Genomic DNA, 18,696 nt, shown 5'->3' with positions numbered 1-18,696 from the left:
ATGAGAGCGGAGACCACCGAGCAGCCCGTCGTCGACCCGGCGCGTGCCAACGTCCTGGTCGCGCCCGACCTCGACGCGGAGTTCGTGGACTTCGTGACGTCGGCGGGCGCGTACCTCTACCGGACGGCCTACCTCCTGTCCGGCGACGCCGACCAGGCCGAGGAACTGGTCCAGGCCACGTTCGAGCGGACGTACCGCGCCTGGTCCAAGGCCCGGCTGGGGGAGCCGCGGGCCTACGCACGGCGCATCCTGATGAACCTCCGGATCGACGGCTGGCGCAAGGACCGGCGCACGGCAGTGACAGGCGACGGCGTCATCCCGCTCTCGCCCGTTCCTGACCACGCGCACGACGTCGCCGTCCGGGACGAGCTCGGCAGGGCGCTGCGCGCGCTGCCCCTCGGGCAGCGACGGGTCGTGGTGCTGCGGCACCTGCTCGACCTGTCCGAGGCGCAGGTCGCCGAGGAGCTCGGCATCTCGCTCGGTTCGGTCAAGTCCGCCAACGCGCGCGGCCTGGCACGGCTGCGCTCCCTGCTCAGTGCCTCGGCGATCGAGGCCGTCCCGGAGTTCCGGGCGGACGGCGACCGGGTGCTGCTTCAGGCTCGGGCGGCGGTCCGACGCCGGCGAACGGTCCAGGCCGTGGCGACCGTCGCGGGGGTGTTCGTGCTGGTCCTCGGCCTCATGCTGGCCGGCCCGGTCCGGGTGCCGGGCCTGGGGCCCGTCGCGCTGCCGGGCAGCGAGTGGCTGCGCGAGGTGCTCGGGCTCGAGGGCCGGGGGATCTCCGGCCTGCCCTCGGATCACACGGACACCGCGGCCTGCACCCGGCCCGACGACGAGGCGCCCACGACGCCGGTCGACACCAGGTCCGACGGCTGGGGCGAGCTCACGTTCGTCGGGACGATCGACACGGCGGACGCGCACGACGTCGAGCGGTGCGTCGACGTCATCGTCGACCACCGGTGGACGACCGCCGCCCGGGTCGAGGCGGACGCCACGACCCTGGGCGAGCGCGAGAGCCTCCTCAACTGGGACGACCCGTACGAGGCGCTCGACGGCGACCTCATCCGCGGGCCGGTCACCCTGAGGGCTCTGGCGCCGGACGGCAAGGGACGGAGCAACATGGTCGAGGTGGCCGAGACCGAGCAGGTCGACGGACGCTGGCCGCAGGCCCTGAGCCTCGCCCGGCAGGGCGACCGGGCCGCCTGGTTCGAGACGCCGAACACCCAGATCGCCGGGACGTTGCCGTGGACCCTGCGGGTCCTGGGCGAGGACGGGGGCGTGACGACCGTCAGCGACTCGTCGGCGCTGGAGGACGTGGAGGCCGGCACGGTGGCGCTCTCGGACACGCTGCTCGGGTGGACCACCCAGCTGAATGTCGCCGGGGCCGGCTGTACCCAGACGCTCCGTACGGTGGCGCTCGACGGGTCCGCGCCGGTCCCAACGAGTGTCCGGAAGCAGGTCTGCGCCCTGGGGTCGACGCCGGACGCCCTGCTGGTCGCGTACCGAGAGCGTTCCGGCGAGCCGGGTGTCGGGGCCGGCCCCGGTTCGACGACGGAGTTTGCGCTGATCTCCGGGCCGGACGACATGGACTCGTTCCGGCTCCTCTCGATCCGGGACGAGGACCTCGGGGGCGAGCCGGTGTCCGCGCTCGGGTACGACGTCGGGTGGCTCGCCTTCTCTGCCGGTGACCGGCTGTACCTGATGGACCTCTTCGCACAGACGGCCTACCAGGTACGCGGCACCTCGCCCGTCACCGCCCTGGACGTGTCCGCCGGGACCGTTGCCTGGTCGACGGAGGACGGCTCGGCCTACGCGATGGTGGACCGGGACGGCGCGCCGGGCGTCATCCGGCTGTCTCGCGAGCAGGCCGCGGTCGGGGTCGACGGCGACCACATCGCCTGGACCAGTCTCGGGGAGAACGGCGTCGCCTCGCTGACGTTCGCCCGCGTGCGCTGGTGAACCTCGGCGGCTCGTACCGCCGTCGGACACCCCGGTGGGCCATGATGGCCGCATGAAGGTCTCTCGCCGGTCCCACGTGCCCCCGTTCGCCGTCATGGAGGTGCTCGCCGCCGCGAACGCGCGGCGCGCCACCGGGGCGGACGTGCTCAACCTCTGTGCGGGGGAGCCGTCGACCGGCGCGTCCGACGTGGTGCGGGAGCGGGCGATCGCCCTGCTCCGCGACGGGAACCTGGGCTACACCGAGGCGATGGGCGTCCCGGCGCTGCGCGCCGAGATCGCGGGCCACTACCGGCGCTGGTACGACGTCGAGGTCGACCCCGCGCGGATCGCCGTCACCACGGGGTCGAGCGGTGGGTTCGTGCTCGCGTTCCTCGCGTCGTTCGACGTCGGCGACCGGGTGGCGCTCGCCCGCCCGGGCTACCCCGCGTACAAGAACATCCTGTCGGCGCTCGGCTGCGAGGTCGTGGAGCTCGACTGCGGCCCCGAGACGCGCTACCAGCCCACGGTCTCGCAGCTCAACGAGGCCTACTACGGCGGCGGGCTCGACGGCGTCATGGTCGCCTCGCCCGCGAACCCGACCGGCACGATGATCACGCCGGCCGAGCTGGCGGCGATCGCCGAGTGGTGCGCCGACCACGACGTGCGCCTGATCAGCGACGAGATCTACCACGGCATCGCGTACTCGGACGAGGTGGCGCAGGCGACGGCGACCACGTTCGTCGACCAGGGCGCCGTCGTCGTGAACTCGTTCTCGAAGTACTGGGCCATGACCGGCTGGCGCCTCGGCTGGCTCGTGCTGCCGGACGAGCTGGTCGCGCCCGTCGACGCCCTCGCGAGCAACGTGGCGCTCTCGCCGCCCGCGCTCGCGCAGCACGCCGGCATCGCCGCGTTCTCCCCCGAGGGGTACGAGGCGGCGGCACAGAACGTGGCGCGGTACGCGGCGTCCCGCAGGCTGCTCCTGGAGCGGCTCGGTGAGCTCGGCTGGCGCCCCGTCGCCCCGGCCGACGGCGCGTTCTACCTCTACGGGAACATCGCGTCGTTCGGGCTCGACTCGGTGACCTACTGCGCGCGGCTCCTCGCCGAGGCCGACGTGGCCATCACGCCCGGCACCGACTTCGACGGCGTGCACGGCGGGGAGTGGGTGCGGCTGTCGTTCGCGTCGTCGCTCGACACGGTGTCGCGCGCGGTGGACCGGATCGTGGCCTGGCACAAGACGCTCTGACGAGCGCCGGCTCAGCCCCGCCGGCGCAGCACCTCGGGGAGCAGCACCCACAGGACCGCCATCACCACGAGTGCACCGGCGCCCGCGATGATCCCCGCCGCCCGCCCGACCACGACGTCGAACACGAGCAGCGAGGCGCCCGTGATCACCAGGGCGAGGGCGGCGAGGGCGGCACGCGTGATGCGGTCGGCAAGGGTGACGATGTTCCGCTTCATCTGCTTGCGGAACAGCGCCCGGTGCACGCTGACGGGCGCCACGATGAGGGCGGTCGCGACCACCGCCGCCACGACGAGGGCCAGGTAGACGACGACCTGATACCGGTCGAGGTCGGCGAACCGCGACTGGAAGGGCAGGGTCAGCAGAAAACCGGTGAGGATCTGCACGCCGGTCTGCATGACGCGCAGCTCCTGGAGCAGCTCGTTCCAGTTCCGGTCCGCGCGTTCGTTCTGCGATTCCTGCCTACCGTCGGTCTGCATAATCCCCATTCTCACCTGACGTCCGATTTAGCGGAGCCGGTGAGAGAAATTCACCCCCTCGCATCACCGCCTCCCGTGGCCCGCCCCTGTGGGCCGGGAGAACATGCGGCTGGGCGGGACGCGTCCGCGTCCCTCTGACGAGGGGGCTGCTTTGAACAGATCGAGGATGCGGGCGTCGCTGGGCATGGCGCTCGGGGCCGCACTGCTGATGACCGGCGTCGCCGCGACACCGAGCCTCGCGGCGGAGGTGAGCACGGCACCGCCGCCGGGCGTCACCGCGGACCGCGTGACCAACAGGGTGGACGACGTCGTCGTCTCCGCCAAGATCTCCCTGCCGCCCGGCGGGGACGTGGTCGGGTCCATCACGGGCACCATGTCCATCACGCACAACGGGTCCTCCGCGGCCATGCGCTCCGGGCGCATGACGATGGTGGACCCGGAGGGCCGCAGCCTGACCGGGGCGCAGTTCGTGGCGTCGGGCACGGCCAACACGTGGACCTCGAAGGTCACGCTGCCGGCCGACGCCGAGCCCGGCGTCTACGAGGTGTCGGTGTCCGCGGAGATCGACGTGACCACCACCGACGGCGTGGTCAAGGTGCCGATTCGCACCGCGGACCCGGTGCTGGTGCCCTTCCGTGCGAAGCGGAACATCCCCCTGATCTGGACCTCGCCGGCGAGCGCGCCCGCGGGCTCGACGGTCTCCTTCTCCGGAGCGGCGAACATCCGGAGCCTCGGGACCGGCGACTATGAGCCGGCGACCGGCCAGGAGGTCAAGGTGTACTTCGACCCCACGGGCGACGCACCGGAGGTGTTCATCGACACCCTGACGACCGACGACCGCGGCTACTTCACGACCCGGCAGCAGCCGGGCGCGTCCGGGAAGTGGCGCGCGGAGATGCCGATGACCGACACCGGCGCGAAGGCGGTGTGGACCCTGACCTCGGCCGAGCGGGCCCGCGACACCACGCTGCGGCAGGGCACGGTCAGCGCCACGCAGGGCGGCTTCACCGCGGGCGACCACCTCATGACGCACGACGTCGTGCTGGGCCTCGCCCCCGTGCAGCGTCGGGTCGACGTCGGCAGCCTCGACTTCACCGTGGGTGGCACGTCCGGCTGGGTCAGCGCGGAGAGCCGGCGCGGCGAGGGCAGCTTCCCCGACGGGTACCGGGTGCAGCGGGAGCTGACGCACTCCGGCATCGGCACGAGCCACGTGACGTTCACCTTCAACCCGACGCTGCCGGCCGGCGTCTACGACATCGGGATCCGGGACGCCATGAAGGCGTGCTCGGCGCCGGACTGGGACGGGCTCGAGGGCGGCACCAGCAACTGCACGCACGACGTGCTCATCGAGGACCCCACGGTGACGACCATCGTGGTCAAGCGCGCGACCACCACGACGGTCGCCGCCTCGCAGACGTCGGTGCCCTCGGCGCGGAACGTCACGATCAGCGGTGACGTGAAGCGGGTGCAGCTGGTCAGCGGCGGCGGCGCGGCGATCCGGCCGGCGCCGAACACGCCGGTCAAGCTGTACTTCGACCCCACGGGGTCGTCGCCCGCGGTCCTCAAGAAGGAGCTCACCACCGGCGCCGACGGGACCTACTCGGCCACCGTCAATGCGGCCTCCTCTGGCCGGTGGATCACCAAGTACGCGGGCACGAGCCTGCTGGCCAAGTCGCAGGCAGCCGTGACGGTGACGGTGGGCTGACCCGCCGCAGTCGGCCGCGAGGAGCCTCGGCTGACCTGTCCGTCCCGGACCGGTCAGTCGAGGTACTCGCAGTCGGTCAGGGCATCGCGTTCCACCCGGGTCGGGCGTTCCGGCGGGTTCCCGCAGTCCACGACGCCGCCCGAGGCGTCCCCCCACGAGGTGACGGTGAACTCGGCGGCCGTGCCACCGTCGACGGTCACAGGCAGGCCGCCGCACCGGGCGACGCCGGACAGGCTCCCCAGTTCGCGCGCGGTCCACCAGACGTAGGCGCCGTCCGCACGGTCCTCGGTGTCCACATCGGCCAGCGAGTCGTGCTCATCCTCAATGTCTGCCGTGAAGTCGAACCCGTGCATGGCGCCGAGGACCGGCAGCCTCAGCTGGACGTCGGGCAGGAGGCGCTCGCGGGCCGAGACCTCGGCCGTGGGCAGGCTCTCGTTCCCGAAGGTGGCGGACAGCACCGCTGCTCCGTCGTCGATCACGTGCCCCACAGCATGGACGGGCACCGTTCGCGACGACGCGCTGCCCCACTCGACGGTCAGGTCGTCCTCGACCACGCACGCGGGTGACTCGGCCTCCAGGCCGAACAGCTCCCGCACCTGCTGGCTCCCCGGCAGCGTCACGTCGCCGACACCAGGCACCGGTACCGGCCCCGCGAGGGCCAGCGAGAAGGCGACCGCAGCCGCCGTCACGCAGGTGCCCGCCGCCTGCCAGGTCCGACGCCGCCGCAGGGCCTGCCGGCTTCCGGCCATCACCTGTCCCGCGTCGAACTCGTGCTCCTCGACCCGGTCGGCGCCGGCCCGGAGCCGTGCCACGACATCCCGGTCGTCGATGCTCATCGCGCACCCTCCTCGAAGATCTCGCGCAGGCGGGCGATGCCGCGTGCGTTGGCTGACTTGACGGTGCCGAGTGCGATCCCGAGCTCACGGGCCGTCTGCTCCTCGGTCAGGTCGAGCAGGTGCCGCAGCACCACCACCCGCCGCTGCGTCAGGGGGAGCCGCGACAGCGCGCGGACGACCTCGTCGCGGACGGCGACGTCCTCCGCCGGACCTGCGACCGGCCGGCCGGGGACGACGTCCGACACGACCTCGGCCCGGGTGCGCCGCCAACCGTCGATGCGCAGGTTGAGCAGGATGCGCCGGGCATAGGCGCGGGGCTCGCCGTGGCGAGCCTTCTGCCAGGACCGGTAGGTGCGCTCGAAGGTCGCCTGGACGAGCTCCTCCGCGCGATACGGGTCCCCGGACAGGAGCAGCGCCGTCTTGTAGAGGTAGGCCCCGGCGTCGTGCACGAACGCCGTGAACTCCTGGTCCTTGGTGCGCGGAACGTTGACCCGGACCCGTGGGTCGTCGCTCACCCCGGCCTGCACGAGGTCCTGCTCTCCGTAGTCATGTCCCCCACCACGCGGGCGTCGCCGGAAAGGTTCCACGTCTCGGAAGGAGGACGCGCGCCCGAAAGTTCACCCCGGCGATTCTCAGTCGACTCGCACCATTTGTCGCGGTGCCTGACAGGATCAGCCTGTTCCCGGTTGCCGGGCCACACTCCCACCCCACCGCGAGGTATCCCATGGTCATCGGTGTCCGGAAGTCGTTCGGTCAGGTGCTCGGCCTGGCGCTCGTCGGGAGCCTGCTGGGCGGGCCGGCGGCGGTCGGGGCACCGACCGGCGAGGACGAGGCAGGCCTGTCGACGTACAGCTACAACGACATCGCCCTCGCCCCGGACCTGGCCCCGGCCGGCTCGCCGGTCCAGGTACACGGCTTCGTCGGTCACGGTCAGTCCGCGCCGGCGGCCGGGGAGTCCGTGACGATCTACTTCGACCCGGCCGGGTCGGCGCCTCGCGAGGCCGTCGCGACCGTGACGTCCGACGCCGACGGCTGGTTCGCCAAGACGGTGCGCCCCAGCACCTCCGGCACCTACGACATCGTCCGGCCGGGCGAGGACGAGGACACGGTCATCGGTCCGGGCACCGCGACGTTCACGAGCCGCAAGGTCACCCAGCCCGTCCGGTCGGTCGTGGTGTCGGGCACGAAGAACGGACACACCGCGAAGGCGCGGGTGATCGTCCAGGACGTCGTGACCCGGATCGAGCCGCAGACGGTCTACGTCGACGCGGGGCTCCTGACCGCCGGACGTCCAGGGAACCTCAAGTTCTCCGGGCCGTACATGACCAACCGCCGCGCGGAGGGGCGGTTCGGTGCGGGCGACGTCTACTACAGCAGCGGCGAGTTCCCGTGGCGGACGAACTACAGCGCGACGCGGGCCTACCGGCTGTCCGCCGTGCATCCGGCCGGCCTGTACGACGTGCGGTTCACGGGCGAGATGGCCGTCTGGACGGACCGCTGGGACGCCGAGGAGGCGCGTGTCGAGATGCCGGGGGACGTCGTCACCACGGTGCGCGTCCGCCGGGCGAGCAGCACGACCATCGCGGCGTCGGCGACGTCGTTCACCGGGCCGAAGACGATCACGCTGCGTGGTGCGGTGCGCAAGGTGCAGCTCGTGAGCGACACGAAGGCTGCGATCCGGCTGTCGCCGAACACGCCCGTGAAGCTCTACTTCGATCCGGCCGGTGCGACGGGGCCGCAGTACAAGAAGACGGTGCGGACCAACTTGAAGGGCGTCTACACGACCACGTACCGCACGACGCGGTCGGGCCAGTGGATCGCGAAGTACCCGGGCACCGATCTGCAGGCGCCGTCCGAGCGGGCCGTGACGATCACGGTGAAGTAGCGGCGTCACGACATCACCGGGCCTCGGCCCGGGACCGGATCTCCGGGCCGAACGGCCTGTCAGGATCCCGAGCACATTCATTTGCAGGTGGAGAGGCTTTTCATGCGCGCGTCGGTACGACGAGTAGTAGGTGTCCTGTCGGCGTTGGTCCTGACGGGCGCAGGGCTGGTGATCGGTACCGCATCTGCCGGCGCCAATGTCCGAACAATCACCGGCTCGAACGGAGACGTCCAGGTCACGGCACAGATCTATGTGCCCGACGGCGGCCAGAGCGTGTCCGTCCGGCTGGGCCACAACGGGACCTCCGTGAGTCTGACCAGCGCGAGGATCCGCGTGATGGATCCGCGGGGCGAGCAGATCTACGCTCGGGAGACCCCGTTCGAATTCGACAGTGGCGGTGTGTGGGATGCCGTTGGCTTCGAACTTCCGCGCGCTCTGGATCTCGGCCGCTACCTGGTCTCGTTCGACGCGATCGTCGATGTGGAGACAGAAGCTGGGTCGGTGGAGGTCCGCGTCGCTGGCACGGACGTGGTCGAGTTCTTCGTGCGCTCGAGCGCCACGCTCAGTGACTTCCAGACGACCCCGCCGAACGTTCCCGCGGGCGAGAAGGTTGTGGTCTCAGGCATCGCGCTGCGCGGATCATCCGGGTCGACGCCATTGGTCGACGAGCCGGTCCAGATCTGGTTCGACCCGAAGGGGACCGCTCCGCGGGTGTATCGCGGTTCGGCGACGCCAGACGCCCGGGGATACTTCGAGAAGACGCTGGTCGCGCCGTCGGACGGCACCTGGCGGGCCGTGGTCCCGAAGTCCGACCGGTATGTGGAGTCGACGCCGGCGGACGCCACGCAGGAAACGCGCGTCATCAACCGCGCTGTTCGTTCCGGGTCGGCAGTCAAGGCGGTCGGTGCCTACTCGGGCGGCGTGCGGGTCATCGCCCCCGACGTCGTCATCGGTCTCCACTCCGTGACCGCACGGTTCGACCTGGCATTCGTCGGCTTCGGTGGGACGCGAAGCTCGAGCCACATGTCGATCGAGAGCAGGCGGGGCGAGGGCATGTACCCGGACGGCGCGGGGTTCAGCCCGATGCTTCACTGGCCGCAGACCGTCCTGCCCGACGGCTCGGTCGCCCCGGAGTCCCAGTCGGATCATGCCGAGGTGCGGATCAGCCCGTGGATGCCTGCCGGGGTGTATGACGTCGGGATCGGTGCACAGCACGTCGCCGTCTGCACGGCGGTTCCGCTGTTCGGCCGCGGCGGCTGCCCGACGCGCTTCGTGTTGGCTGACCCCACCATCACCACCATGACGGTCAAGCGCGCCAGCAGCACAACCGTCTCGGCGTCGGCCAAGACGTTCACCGGGCCGAAGACCATCACCCTGAGCGGCGCCGTGCGCAAGGTGCAGCTGGTCGGCAACACGAAGGTCGCGAACCGGCTCTCGCCCAACACTCCCGTGAAGCTGTACTTCGACCCCGCCGGTTCCGCCGGCCCGGTCTACAAGAAGACCGTGAAGACGGGTTCGGCCGGTACCTACTCCACGAAGGTCGGCACGAGCATCTCCGGTCGCTGGATCGCCGAGTATCCGGGCACAGCCCTCCAGGCGCCGTCCCAGCACGCCGTGACCATCACGGTCAGGTAGCCCCAAAAGGCAGGTTGACCTCCTGCTCGACCCAGGTCTAGCCTCCAAGATGACCAGATGAACAAATCTGGTCACGGATTCACGGAGGCCAGGGTGGAGGCACCAGGCATGGGCGCGACGACTTCACAGCGGCGCGGGACCGCGCAGCGCAGGTTCGAGCGGGCGCAGCGGATCCTCGACGCCGCGACCGAGCTGGTGCTGCGCTGGGGCTACGACAAGACCACCATCGACGACGTCGCCCGGCTCGCCGGGGTGGCCAAGGGCACCATCTACCTGCACTGGGGCAGCCGCGAGGAGCTGTTCGCCGCCCTGATGCGGTGGGACCGCGCCCAGATGATCGGCGCGGTCCGCCGTCGGCTCCGCGAGGACCCGTCGGCCGCCACCCTGCCCGGGCTGTTCGGCCTCCTCGCCCACGAGCTCCACCGGCGTCCGCTGCTGCAGGCCGCGATGGTCCAGGACTCCGCGGTGCTGGGCAAGCTCGTGGCCCGCAAGAAGACCAGCACCACCACGCCCGAGATGGTGGCCCCGTTCGGCGAGTACCTCGCCACGCTCCGCGAGCACGGCCTGGTGCGCGAGGACCTCAGCCTGGAGGACCACCTCACCGTCGTCGCCGCCGTGCTGCACGGCTCGCTCGTCTCGCTGCGGATGATGCCCGACTCCCTCCGCGTGTCCGACGAGCGCGCCGGCGAGCTGATCGGCGACGCGCTCGCGCGAGCGTTCGCCGCCGAGCACCCGCCGTCCGACGCCGCGCGCGCCGTCTGCGCGGACGCCACCCGTGCGTTCGTCGACCAGGCCTACGCGGTGGCGCGGGCCAGGCTCCGGGAGTCGCTCGGCGACGACCTCCCGCCGGACGAAGACCTGCCGCAGGAAGACCTCCCGTCCAGGGAAGACCCCACGCCAGCAGAAGGAGACCCGTCGTGAGCACAGAGGTCACGCACTCGTTCACGCTGCCGCTCGCGGATCCCGCGGCGGTGGAGCTTGCGGTGACCGGCGGCAAGGGCTCGTCCCTCGCCCGCCTGGCCGCGGCCGGCCTGCCGGTTCCCGGCGGCTTCCACGTCACCACGGACGCCTACCGGGCCGCGGTAGCCGGAGCGCCGCAGCAGGCGATCGTCGCGGCCGCCCAGGACGTGGACCCCGACCGCCCCGAGACCCACGAGGCCGCGGCGGCCCGGATCGCCGAGGTGTTCGCCGGCCTGGAGATCCCGGCGGCGGTGGCCGACGCCGTCCGGGCCGGGTACGCGAGCCTGCGCGCCACGGGCGACAGTCCCGCGGGCAGCCCGGACGAGTCCGTCCCCGCCGTCGCCGTCCGCTCCTCCGCCACGGCCGAGGACCTACCGGGCATGTCGTTCGCCGGCCAGCAGGACTCGTTCCTCAACGTCCGCGGCGAGGACGCCCTGCTGCGGGCGATCCGGGACTGCTGGGCCTCCCTGTGGACGGCGCGCGCGATCGGCTACCGCGCGCGCCACGGCATCCCCGCTGACGAGGTCACGCTCGCGGTGGTGGTGCAGCGGCTGGTCGACGCCGACGCGGCCGGCATCCTGTTCACCGTCGACCCGATGACCGGGTCCCGGGACCGCGTGCTCATCAACGCGGCCTGGGGGCTGGGCGAGGCCGTGGTCGGCGGGCAGGTCACGCCGGACACCTTCCTGGTGGCGCGGGTCGGCGGCGCGGTCGAGCGCACGGTGAGCACCAAGGAGGTCCGCACCGTGCGGACCGCCGACGGGACCCGGAACGAGCCGGTCCCCGCCGCGCTGCGGGACGGGCCCGCGCTCACCGACGAGCAGGCCGCGCGGCTCGCCGCGCTCGGCGTCCGCATCGAGGAGCTGTACGGCGTGGCGATGGACGTGGAGTGGGCGCTGCACGACGGCGCCCCCGCGATCCTCCAGGCGCGCCCCGTCACGGGCGCGGCAGGCCAGGTGGCGGTCACGGAGGTGTGGAACGACAGCCTGCTGGGCGACTTCCTGTGGACCAACGCGAACCTGGGCGAGGCGCTGCCCAGCGTGATGACGCCGCTGACCTGGTCGCTCGTGCAGATCTTCATGGCGAACGCGATGGCCGACACGGACATCGGCGTCCCCGCGTACGGCACGATCGGCGGCCGGTTCTACATGAACCTCAGCACCACCGAGACGGTCGCCCAGGCACTCGGCATGCGCAAGGCGGTCGACGCCGCGTACCGGGAGGTCTTCGGGCGGCTCCCGGGTCAGCCGGACATCCCGGTGGTCCCGATCGGCCGCGGCGAGCTGATCCGGCGGCTCCTGCCGATGGTGGGCCGCAACCTCACCTCGCTGGTGCGCGACGTCCGGGCCGTGCCGGGATTCCTGGCTACCGCCGAGCAGCGCGGCACCGCCCTGCGTCGGCGTGCGGCCGACGTCGGGGACCCGGCCGTGCTCGCGGACTTCTGGACCACGGAGCTCGGCCCCTACCTGGAGGCGTCGTCGCGCGTGCTGCGCGGCGCCGCCCGGCAGGACGGCACCAAGCTGCTGACCCTGCGCCGCGACCTGCGAGCGCTGCTCGGCGACGCCGACACGGAGACCCTGACGTCCGGCCTGTCCTCCGGCGGACAGCACCTGGCCAGCATGGAGACACTGGTCAACCTGCGCGAGGTGGCCCTCGGGCGGCTCGACCGCGAGACGTACGTGACGCGATACGGGCACCGGTGCGTCGACGAGTTCGAGGTCTCCCGGCCGCGCCCGGCGGAGGATCCCGCCTGGCTGGACCGGCAGATCGCGGCGGCGGCCGGGACCGACGTCGACGCGCTGCTCGACCGCCAGGAGCGGGCGCGGGCCGCCGTCTGGGAGCGGCTCGAACGCCTGTCGCCGCGCAAGGCCGCGCGCCTGCGCAGCCAGCTCGACCGGTGGGCGCGGAACGCGCGGGACCGGGAGCGGGCGCGGTCCGAGGTGATCCGTACGTTCTGGGCGCTGCGCGCCTTCGCGGTGCGGGCCGGCGAGCTCACGGGCCTGGGCGACGACGTCTTCTACCTGACGGTCGACGAGCTGCTCGACGTGCTCCGCGCCGGCGCGGGATCGGGCGCCGGCGCGGGTTCGCGCGCCGGGGAGAGCGGGCGCGACGTCGTCCCCGTGCGCCGCGCCACCTACGACCTGTACCGCAGCCTGCCGGCGTACCCGGCGGTGATCCGCGGCCGGTTCGACCCGGTGCGGTGGGCCGCCGACCCTGACCGGCGGTCGGACGTCTACGACGAGCACGGCCGCGAGGCCGCACGCTCCGACCAGGTCCGGGGCTTTCCCGGGGCGTCGGGCGTGACCGAGGGCGTCGCCCGCGTGGTGCGCTCGGTGGAGGACGGCGAGGCGCTGCTGCCGGGCGAGGTGCTGGTCACCACGGTGACCAACGTCGGCTGGACGCCGCTCTTCCCGCGCGCCGCCGCCGTGGTGACCGACGTCGGCGCGCCCCTCTCGCACGCCGCCATCGTCGCCCGCGAGCTGGGCATCCCGGCGGTGGTCGGGTGCGGCAACGCGACGATGCGGCTGCGCACGGGCGACCTGGTGCGGGTGGACGGCGAGCGCGGCACGGTCGAGGTGCTCACGCCGGCAGCCCGCTCCTAGAGCGGACTGCTCCTGGAGCCGACCGCTCCTAGAACACGGGCTTGCCGCCCGTCACGCCGAGCACCGTCCCGGACACGTACGACGCCGTGGTCGGCGACGCCAGGAAGACGAACGCCGGCGCGACCTCGGCGGGCTGCCCCGCCCGCCCCAGCGGGGTGTCCGTGCCGAACGACTCGATCTTCTCCTCGGGCTGGGTGGCCGGCTGCAGCGGCGTCCAGATCGGCCCGGGCGCCACGGCGTTCACGCGGATGCCGCGCGGCCCCAGCTCGGCGGCCAGGTTCACCGTGATGTTGTTGATCGCGGCCTTGGTGGCCGCGTAGTCGAGCAGCGACGTGGACGGCTGGTAGGCCTGGATCGACGAGTTGTTGATGATCGAGCCGCCCTCGCCCATGTGCCCGAGCGCGGCCTGCGTCACCCAGAACAGGGCGTACAGGTTCGTCTTGAGCACGCGGTCGAGCTCCTCGGTGGTCACGTCCGCGACCGATTTCCGGCGCGCCATCTGGTACCCGGCGTTGTTCACCAGCACGTCGATGCCGCCCAGCTCGCCCGCCGCCCGGTGCGCGACGCCGCGCGCCGTCGGCTCGTCCCGCAGGTCACCCGGGAGCAGGGCGCACTGGCGGCCCTCCCCGCGCACCCACTCCGCCGTCGCCCGCGCGTCGTGCTCCTCCTCGGGGAGGTAGGACAGGGCGACGTCGGCGCCCTCGCGGGCGAACGCGATCGCGACCGCGCGGCCGATGCCCGAGTCGCCGCCGGTCACCAGGGCCTTCCGGCCCAGGAGCTTCTCGCTGCCGACGTAGCTGGTCTCGCCGTGATCGGGGGTGGGGACCATCTGGTCGGTGGCCCCCGGCGGGTTCTGCTGCTGTGTTGGGAACGCCTGGTGCTGGCTCATGCCGTCCTCCATCGTCCTGCGACGTCTCGGCCGACACGATCTTCCTCGACCTCCGTTCACGCTAGCCCGTGCCTCGTCGAGCCGCACATCCCGTACTCTCGGTCCCACCAGGCCCGGAACATCACCCTGCAAGGAGTTTCGTGAACTCTGCACCGACGCCCGGCGAGCCCGCGATCGTGGACGGCGTCGAGCAAGTGCTCGCCGGCGGCAAGACGTCCCCGGTCGGCCGGTACCGGCTGGACCTGGCCACGGGCGAGTGGGAGTGGTCCGACGAGGTCTACGAGATGCACGGCTTCGAGCCGGGTCAGATCGTGCCGACGACGCCGCTGATGCTCTCCCACAAGCACCCCGACGACCGCGCCCGGGTGGACGGCGTGCTGCGGGAGGCGGCCGAGACCGGCCAGCCCTTCAGCTCGGTGCACCGGATCCTCGACGCCGCGGGGGAGACCCGGATCCTCGCGGTGACCGGACAGGGCCGGCGCGATCCGGAGACCGACCGGGTGACCGAGCTGTTCGGGTACTTCATCGACGTCACCGACTCGCAGCGGGAGGCGGCGGCCCGCGACGCGACCGCCTCGATCCGGGCGTCGGCGGAGCGCCGCGCGGTGATCGAGCAGGCCAAGGGCGTGCTGATGGTGGTCTACGGCGCCGACGAGGACGCAGCCTTCGACCTGCTCCGCGAGGCGTCGAACGCGGCGAACATCGCCGTGCGGGACATCGCCCTGACGCTGGTGCACCTGTTCTCCGGCCCGGGCGTGACGGTGTTCCCGACCCGCGAGGCGATCGACGCGTTCCTGGCCGCCCCGATCGCTCCCGGCGACCTCTGACGCGGTCCGCGTCGGACCGCGGCGGGACGGGGCGGCCTGTCAGCCGCGGTCGAGCGTCGGGTTGACGGCGCCCTCGACGAGCCACTGGCGCGCACCCGCGTCCTCGAGCCAGGCCGTCCGGTCGCCGGACAGGCTCCCCGTCACCGACTCGCCCGGGAAGCGCGCGAGGTCCGGGCCGCCGTATCCGGAGGCCGACGCCGTCGCGCGGTACAGGTAGGAGCGGCCCGTCGGCTGGTCGTCGGCCGTATCCGTGCTCGTCCAGGTGACCAGGCTGCCCGTCGTGCGGAGGTGGTCGACGGCGCCGTCGGCGAGCCGCACGACGCTGTCGTCGTCGCCGACCCGGTCGATCACGTAGAGGCTGCCCGGGCCGGACCCGGCGCCCGTCGGCTCCACCGTCCACGCGATGACGTCGTCCGAGACGGCGATGTCGGTGACCTCCGCCGACGAGTCGTGCTCGAACTCCAGGAGCAGGTCGCCGGTGAGAACCCCGCCGCCCTGGTCGTGGAACAGGCTGATCGACGTCGTGCTGGTCCCTCCGGAGCCAGGGGTCAGGACGGCGGCGACCGCCTCGTCGTCGTCCGCGGCGAGCGCGGTGACCCCGGCGGCGAGCTCTCTCGACGTGCCTTCACCGTCGAGCCTGGTGGTGAACAGGCGGGTGTCGTCGTACGTGACGCCAGCCGTCCACAGGGCGTGGTCCTGGGTGGTGGCCAGCAGCCACAGGCGGTCCTGGCTGCTGGTCAGGGAACCCTCCATGACGGTGAGGCCGCCGCCGGAGCGGATGAGCGTCCGGAGAAAGCTCAGGCGCGGCGACGTCTCCGCCGCCGCGTACTCGCTCCAGACCACCCGGTCGCCGGTGACGGCGAGACCGGTCGGGAACGTCCTGTGGTCCTGGTACCGCATCAGGGTGGCCGAGGAGTTCGCACCCATGACCGTGACGGCGGTCGTCTGGATGTGCGCGGTGTCGGTCGAGGCATCGTCGTCGTAGAGCTCAGCGGTGTCGAAGTTCCAGATCTCACCGGAGTCGGAGAGCCCGTGCGGCTCGGGCAGAGGGACGCCACGGGCGGTGACCGGCACCCCCGCCTCGTCGAGGGAGCCGGGCATGACTGCCTCGACGTCGACGTCGTAGCAGCTCAGGGGGCGGGCGTCGGCGGCGTCGACCACGACGGGATCGACGAGCGGTCCGACGCTCTCGCCGGCCTCCGGTGCCCGGGCCGGCGTCGGCCCGGGGAGCTCCTCGGGACAGGCGAGCGGCGTGCTGCCCGCCAGGTCCGGACCCGGCACCGGCGCGAACCCGTCGGTGCGCTCGACCCGGCCGCCGTCGAACAGGCGCGCGATCAGGTCCCCGCCCGGCAGCACGACCGGGCCCACGACGGGCAGCGGCACCGGCCCGCGCGTGACGACCCCGAGCGCCAGCAGGAGGACCAAGCACGCGGCCCCGACCGCCTGCCGGGCCCGGCGCCGGCGCAGCGCTGCCCGGCTCCGGTCGAGCACGGCCTGCTCGTCGAAGGCCGCCGGCTCGATCGTCTCGGTCTGCGCCACGAGCAGGTCCCGCAGCCGGGCGAGCCCGCGCGAGTTGGCCGCCTTGACCGTGCCGACGGCGATGCCGAGCTCCCGGGCGACCTCCGCCTCGGGCAGGTCCAGCAGGTGCCGCAGCACCACGACCCGCCGCTGGCTGACCGGGAGCTGCGCCAGCCCGCGGACCAGCTCGTCGCGCAGCACCACGTGCCCGGCATGGTCCGACGCCGGCGCGAGGGGGATCTTGTCGTCGCCCGGGAACGACTCGCGGCGGGTGTGCCGCCAGCCGTCGATGCGCAGGTTGACCAGGATCTGGCGCGCGTAGGCGCGCTGCGTGCCCGGCTTGACCTTGGCCCAGGTGCGGTAGACCCGCTCGAACGTCGACTGGACCAGCTCCTCCGCCCGGTGCGGGTCCCCGCACAGCAGGTACGCGGTCCGGTAGAGGTACGGCCCGCAGTCCCGGACGAACTCGGTGAACCCCGCGTCGCGGGAGCGCACGACCGAGATCTGCACGTCGCCGGCCGTATCGTCGTCCGCCGGCTCGCCCGTCCGAAGGCTGCTCACGGTCGTCCCGCTCTCCTGCGTCATGCCACCCACTACGGCGGACCTGGGTCAAAGGTTGCACGGTCGCCGCAGAAAGGTCCGGTCATGGCACCCGCGAGCCGGGGTGGCGCCCGCGAGCCGGGGTGGCGCCCGCCGCACGCCGAGGACAGGATCGACACGTGCGCATCGCCACGTTCAACGTCCAGCACGGCCTCGGCCCCGACGGTCGCGTCGACAACGACCGCCTCGCCCGGGCCGTCGCCGCGCTCGACGCCGACGTCGTGGGGCTCCAGGAGGTCGACCAGGGGCAGGTGCGGTCCGGGGGAGCGGACCAGGCGGCACTCTGCGCGGCCGCGATGGGCGCAGCCGACCACCGGTTCCGGCCCGCGCTCGCCGGCCCGTTCCGCTACCCCGGCATCCGACGCCGTGCCCGCCGGGCGGAGCGGCCCGGCGCGCCCGGCTACGGCATCGCGCTGCTGTCCCGGTTCCCCGTCCTGAGCTGGCACACCCTGCTGCTGCCGCCCGCGACGCCCTGGGTGTGGGGCCGCGTACAGCTCGGCACCGACGAGCCGCGGGTGGCGCTCGCGGCCCGGGTCGACGCTCCGTCGGGCCCGGTCACCGTGGTGTGCACGCACCTGAGCGTGTACCGGTTCTCCGCCGTGAGCTGGGCGGGCGGGATGGCGCGGAGCGTCGCCGGCTACCGCCGGGGCACCCCGGGCGAGCGCCACGCCGAACGTCAGGTGGACTACCTGCGCCGTCGGCTCGTCGGGCTGCGGCGCCCCCTGATCCTGCTGGGCGACTTCAACCTGCGGGGATCGGTGCCCGCCGAGCGCACCGGCTGGCGTCCCCTCGCGACGGGCGACACGTTCCCCCGGCACGACCCGCGGTTCCAGATCGACCACGTCCTCCTCGACGAGGGCGTGGCCCCGGGGCCGGACGGCGACATCCCGGGCGGGCGCATCGGCTCCGTGGAGGGCCGGGTCGTGGACACCGGGGTCTCGGACCACCGCGCGCTGGTCGTGGACGTGACGTTCGCCCGTCCGACGGCGTAGCGCCGTGCGTCCGGCGTCGGGCCGAACCCGTCAGCCCACGAAGACGCAGAAGGGGTGGCCCATCGGGTCGCCGAAGACGTAGAGGGGCTCCTCGGGGTCGTCCGACCGGTCGTAGAGCAGCGTCGCGCCGAGCGCGAGGGCGCGGTCGCGTGCCTCGGCGAGCGCGTCGACGTCCGGCACCGTCGTGTCGAGGTGGAGCTGCTGGGGGATGCCGGACTCCGGCCAGGTCGAGCGCGGCAGGTCGTACACCTGCTGGAACGCGAGGTGGGCGCCGTCGTCGTTGTGCAGGACCAGCCAGTCGTGGCCGTTCGGGTCCGGGTCGCCCTCCGGCGGGGCCTCGTCGCCGGCGCGGTAGGTGAGCCCGAACAGCTCGCGGTAGAACTCGGCGAGGGCGCGGGCGTTCGTGGTGTCGAGCACCACCTGCTGGATGCGCGGTTTCATGGTCCCAGCGCACCACATCCCGCACGCCCCGCAACGGCAGCGCTCCGCGGGATCCGGGGGGGGACAACCGACCCCCCGGAGCGGTGGAAGGGGGTCGCCCCTCCGGCGGCCCCGGCGAAAACGCGGTAGGTTAACACAGAAAACCGTGCCG

15 protein-coding genes are annotated in these 18,696 nt (G+C 72.8%); 9 read left to right on the top strand and 6 right to left on the bottom strand.

Annotated features, from left to right (window positions below; all coding sequences use genetic code 11):
* A complete protein-coding gene (locus tag ACFV9Q_RS13075; RefSeq protein WP_377234769.1) occupies window positions 1–1,956 on the top strand; it encodes a SigE family RNA polymerase sigma factor in 1,956 nt (651 codons plus the stop codon).
* A 52-nt stretch (window positions 1,957–2,008) separates the two neighbouring features.
* The gene (locus ACFV9Q_RS13070; RefSeq protein WP_377234768.1) at window positions 2,009–3,178 is read left to right on the top strand and encodes an aminotransferase class I/II-fold pyridoxal phosphate-dependent enzyme; all 1,170 of its coding nucleotides are present in this window, start codon (window positions 2,009–2,011) and stop codon (window positions 3,176–3,178) included.
* 11 nt (window positions 3,179–3,189) lie between these two features.
* Here ACFV9Q_RS13070 and ACFV9Q_RS13065 read toward each other — a convergent pair whose 3' ends face one another.
* Entirely contained in the window at window positions 3,190–3,654 is a 465-nt protein-coding gene (locus tag ACFV9Q_RS13065; RefSeq protein WP_377234767.1) for a DUF6328 family protein, read from the bottom strand.
* Window positions 3,655–3,805: 151 nt separating this feature from the next.
* Here ACFV9Q_RS13065 and ACFV9Q_RS13060 point away from each other — a divergent pair, with 151 nt between their 5' ends.
* Window positions 3,806–5,359 carry a hypothetical protein gene (locus tag ACFV9Q_RS13060; protein WP_377234766.1) on the top strand — a complete coding sequence of 518 codons (1,554 nt, stop codon included), beginning with the start codon at window positions 3,806–3,808 and terminating at the stop codon, window positions 5,357–5,359.
* 53 nt (window positions 5,360–5,412) lie between these two features.
* Here the strand turns inward: ACFV9Q_RS13060 and ACFV9Q_RS13055 are convergent, their stop codons facing one another.
* Together ACFV9Q_RS13055 and ACFV9Q_RS13050 are read right to left on the bottom strand one after the other, a co-directional pair.
* Entirely contained in the window at window positions 5,413–6,195 is a 783-nt protein-coding gene (locus ACFV9Q_RS13055; protein WP_377234765.1) for a hypothetical protein, read from the bottom strand.
* Entirely contained in the window at window positions 6,192–6,710 is a 519-nt protein-coding gene (locus tag ACFV9Q_RS13050; RefSeq protein WP_377234764.1) for a SigE family RNA polymerase sigma factor, read from the bottom strand. Before ACFV9Q_RS13050 ends, ACFV9Q_RS13055 begins: the two co-directional genes overlap by 4 nt.
* 209 nt (window positions 6,711–6,919) lie before the next feature.
* Between ACFV9Q_RS13050 and ACFV9Q_RS13045 the strand changes: the two genes are divergently transcribed.
* From ACFV9Q_RS13045 to ACFV9Q_RS13030, 4 genes are all read left to right on the top strand, one after another.
* Complete coding sequence (locus ACFV9Q_RS13045) at window positions 6,920–8,080, top strand: hypothetical protein (protein WP_377234763.1); 1,161 nt, start codon at window positions 6,920–6,922, stop codon at window positions 8,078–8,080.
* A gap of 168 nt (window positions 8,081–8,248) precedes the next feature.
* Complete coding sequence (locus ACFV9Q_RS13040; protein ID WP_377234762.1) at window positions 8,249–9,715, top strand: hypothetical protein; 1,467 nt, start codon at window positions 8,249–8,251, stop codon at window positions 9,713–9,715.
* Between the two features lie 108 nt (window positions 9,716–9,823).
* Entirely contained in the window at window positions 9,824–10,636 is an 813-nt protein-coding gene (locus ACFV9Q_RS13035; RefSeq protein ID WP_377234761.1) for a TetR/AcrR family transcriptional regulator, read from the top strand.
* Window positions 10,633–13,278, top strand: a complete 2,646-nt coding sequence (locus ACFV9Q_RS13030) for a PEP/pyruvate-binding domain-containing protein (RefSeq protein ID WP_377234760.1) — start codon at window positions 10,633–10,635, stop codon at window positions 13,276–13,278. Before ACFV9Q_RS13035 ends, ACFV9Q_RS13030 begins: the two co-directional genes overlap by 4 nt.
* A 28-nt stretch (window positions 13,279–13,306) precedes the next feature.
* Here ACFV9Q_RS13030 and ACFV9Q_RS13025 read toward each other — a convergent pair whose 3' ends face one another.
* The gene (locus tag ACFV9Q_RS13025) at window positions 13,307–14,167 is read right to left on the bottom strand and encodes an SDR family oxidoreductase (RefSeq protein WP_377229821.1); all 861 of its coding nucleotides are present in this window, start codon (window positions 14,165–14,167) and stop codon (window positions 13,307–13,309) included.
* Between the two features lie 140 nt (window positions 14,168–14,307).
* Between ACFV9Q_RS13025 and ACFV9Q_RS13020 the strand changes: the two genes are divergently transcribed.
* Window positions 14,308–14,994 carry a PAS and ANTAR domain-containing protein gene (locus ACFV9Q_RS13020; RefSeq protein ID WP_377234759.1) on the top strand — a complete coding sequence of 229 codons (687 nt, stop codon included), beginning with the start codon at window positions 14,308–14,310 and terminating at the stop codon, window positions 14,992–14,994.
* Between the two features lie 39 nt (window positions 14,995–15,033).
* On the opposite strand, the gene ACFV9Q_RS13015 is transcribed toward ACFV9Q_RS13020, so the two are convergent.
* Window positions 15,034–17,073, bottom strand: coding sequence for a SigE family RNA polymerase sigma factor (locus ACFV9Q_RS13015; RefSeq protein ID WP_377234758.1), 2,040 nt, complete (start codon window positions 17,071–17,073; stop codon window positions 15,034–15,036).
* 158 nt (window positions 17,074–17,231) lie between these two features.
* On the opposite strand from ACFV9Q_RS13015, the gene ACFV9Q_RS13010 reads away from it, so the two are divergent.
* Window positions 17,232–18,104 carry an endonuclease/exonuclease/phosphatase family protein gene (locus ACFV9Q_RS13010; protein ID WP_377234757.1) on the top strand — a complete coding sequence of 291 codons (873 nt, stop codon included), beginning with the start codon at window positions 17,232–17,234 and terminating at the stop codon, window positions 18,102–18,104.
* Between the two features lie 30 nt (window positions 18,105–18,134).
* Here ACFV9Q_RS13010 and ACFV9Q_RS13005 read toward each other — a convergent pair whose 3' ends face one another.
* Complete coding sequence (locus ACFV9Q_RS13005; protein WP_377234756.1) at window positions 18,135–18,545, bottom strand: VOC family protein; 411 nt, start codon at window positions 18,543–18,545, stop codon at window positions 18,135–18,137.
* Window positions 18,546–18,696 lie beyond the last annotated feature (151 nt).

The sequence above is a fragment of the Promicromonospora sp. NPDC059942 genome (assembly GCF_042731755.1).
In the GTDB taxonomy this organism is placed as follows: Bacteria; Actinomycetota; Actinomycetes; order Actinomycetales; family Cellulomonadaceae; genus Promicromonospora.
The sequence above is the reverse complement of the archived record's forward strand: the minus strand, read 5'-3'. Positions and strand labels throughout refer to the sequence as shown.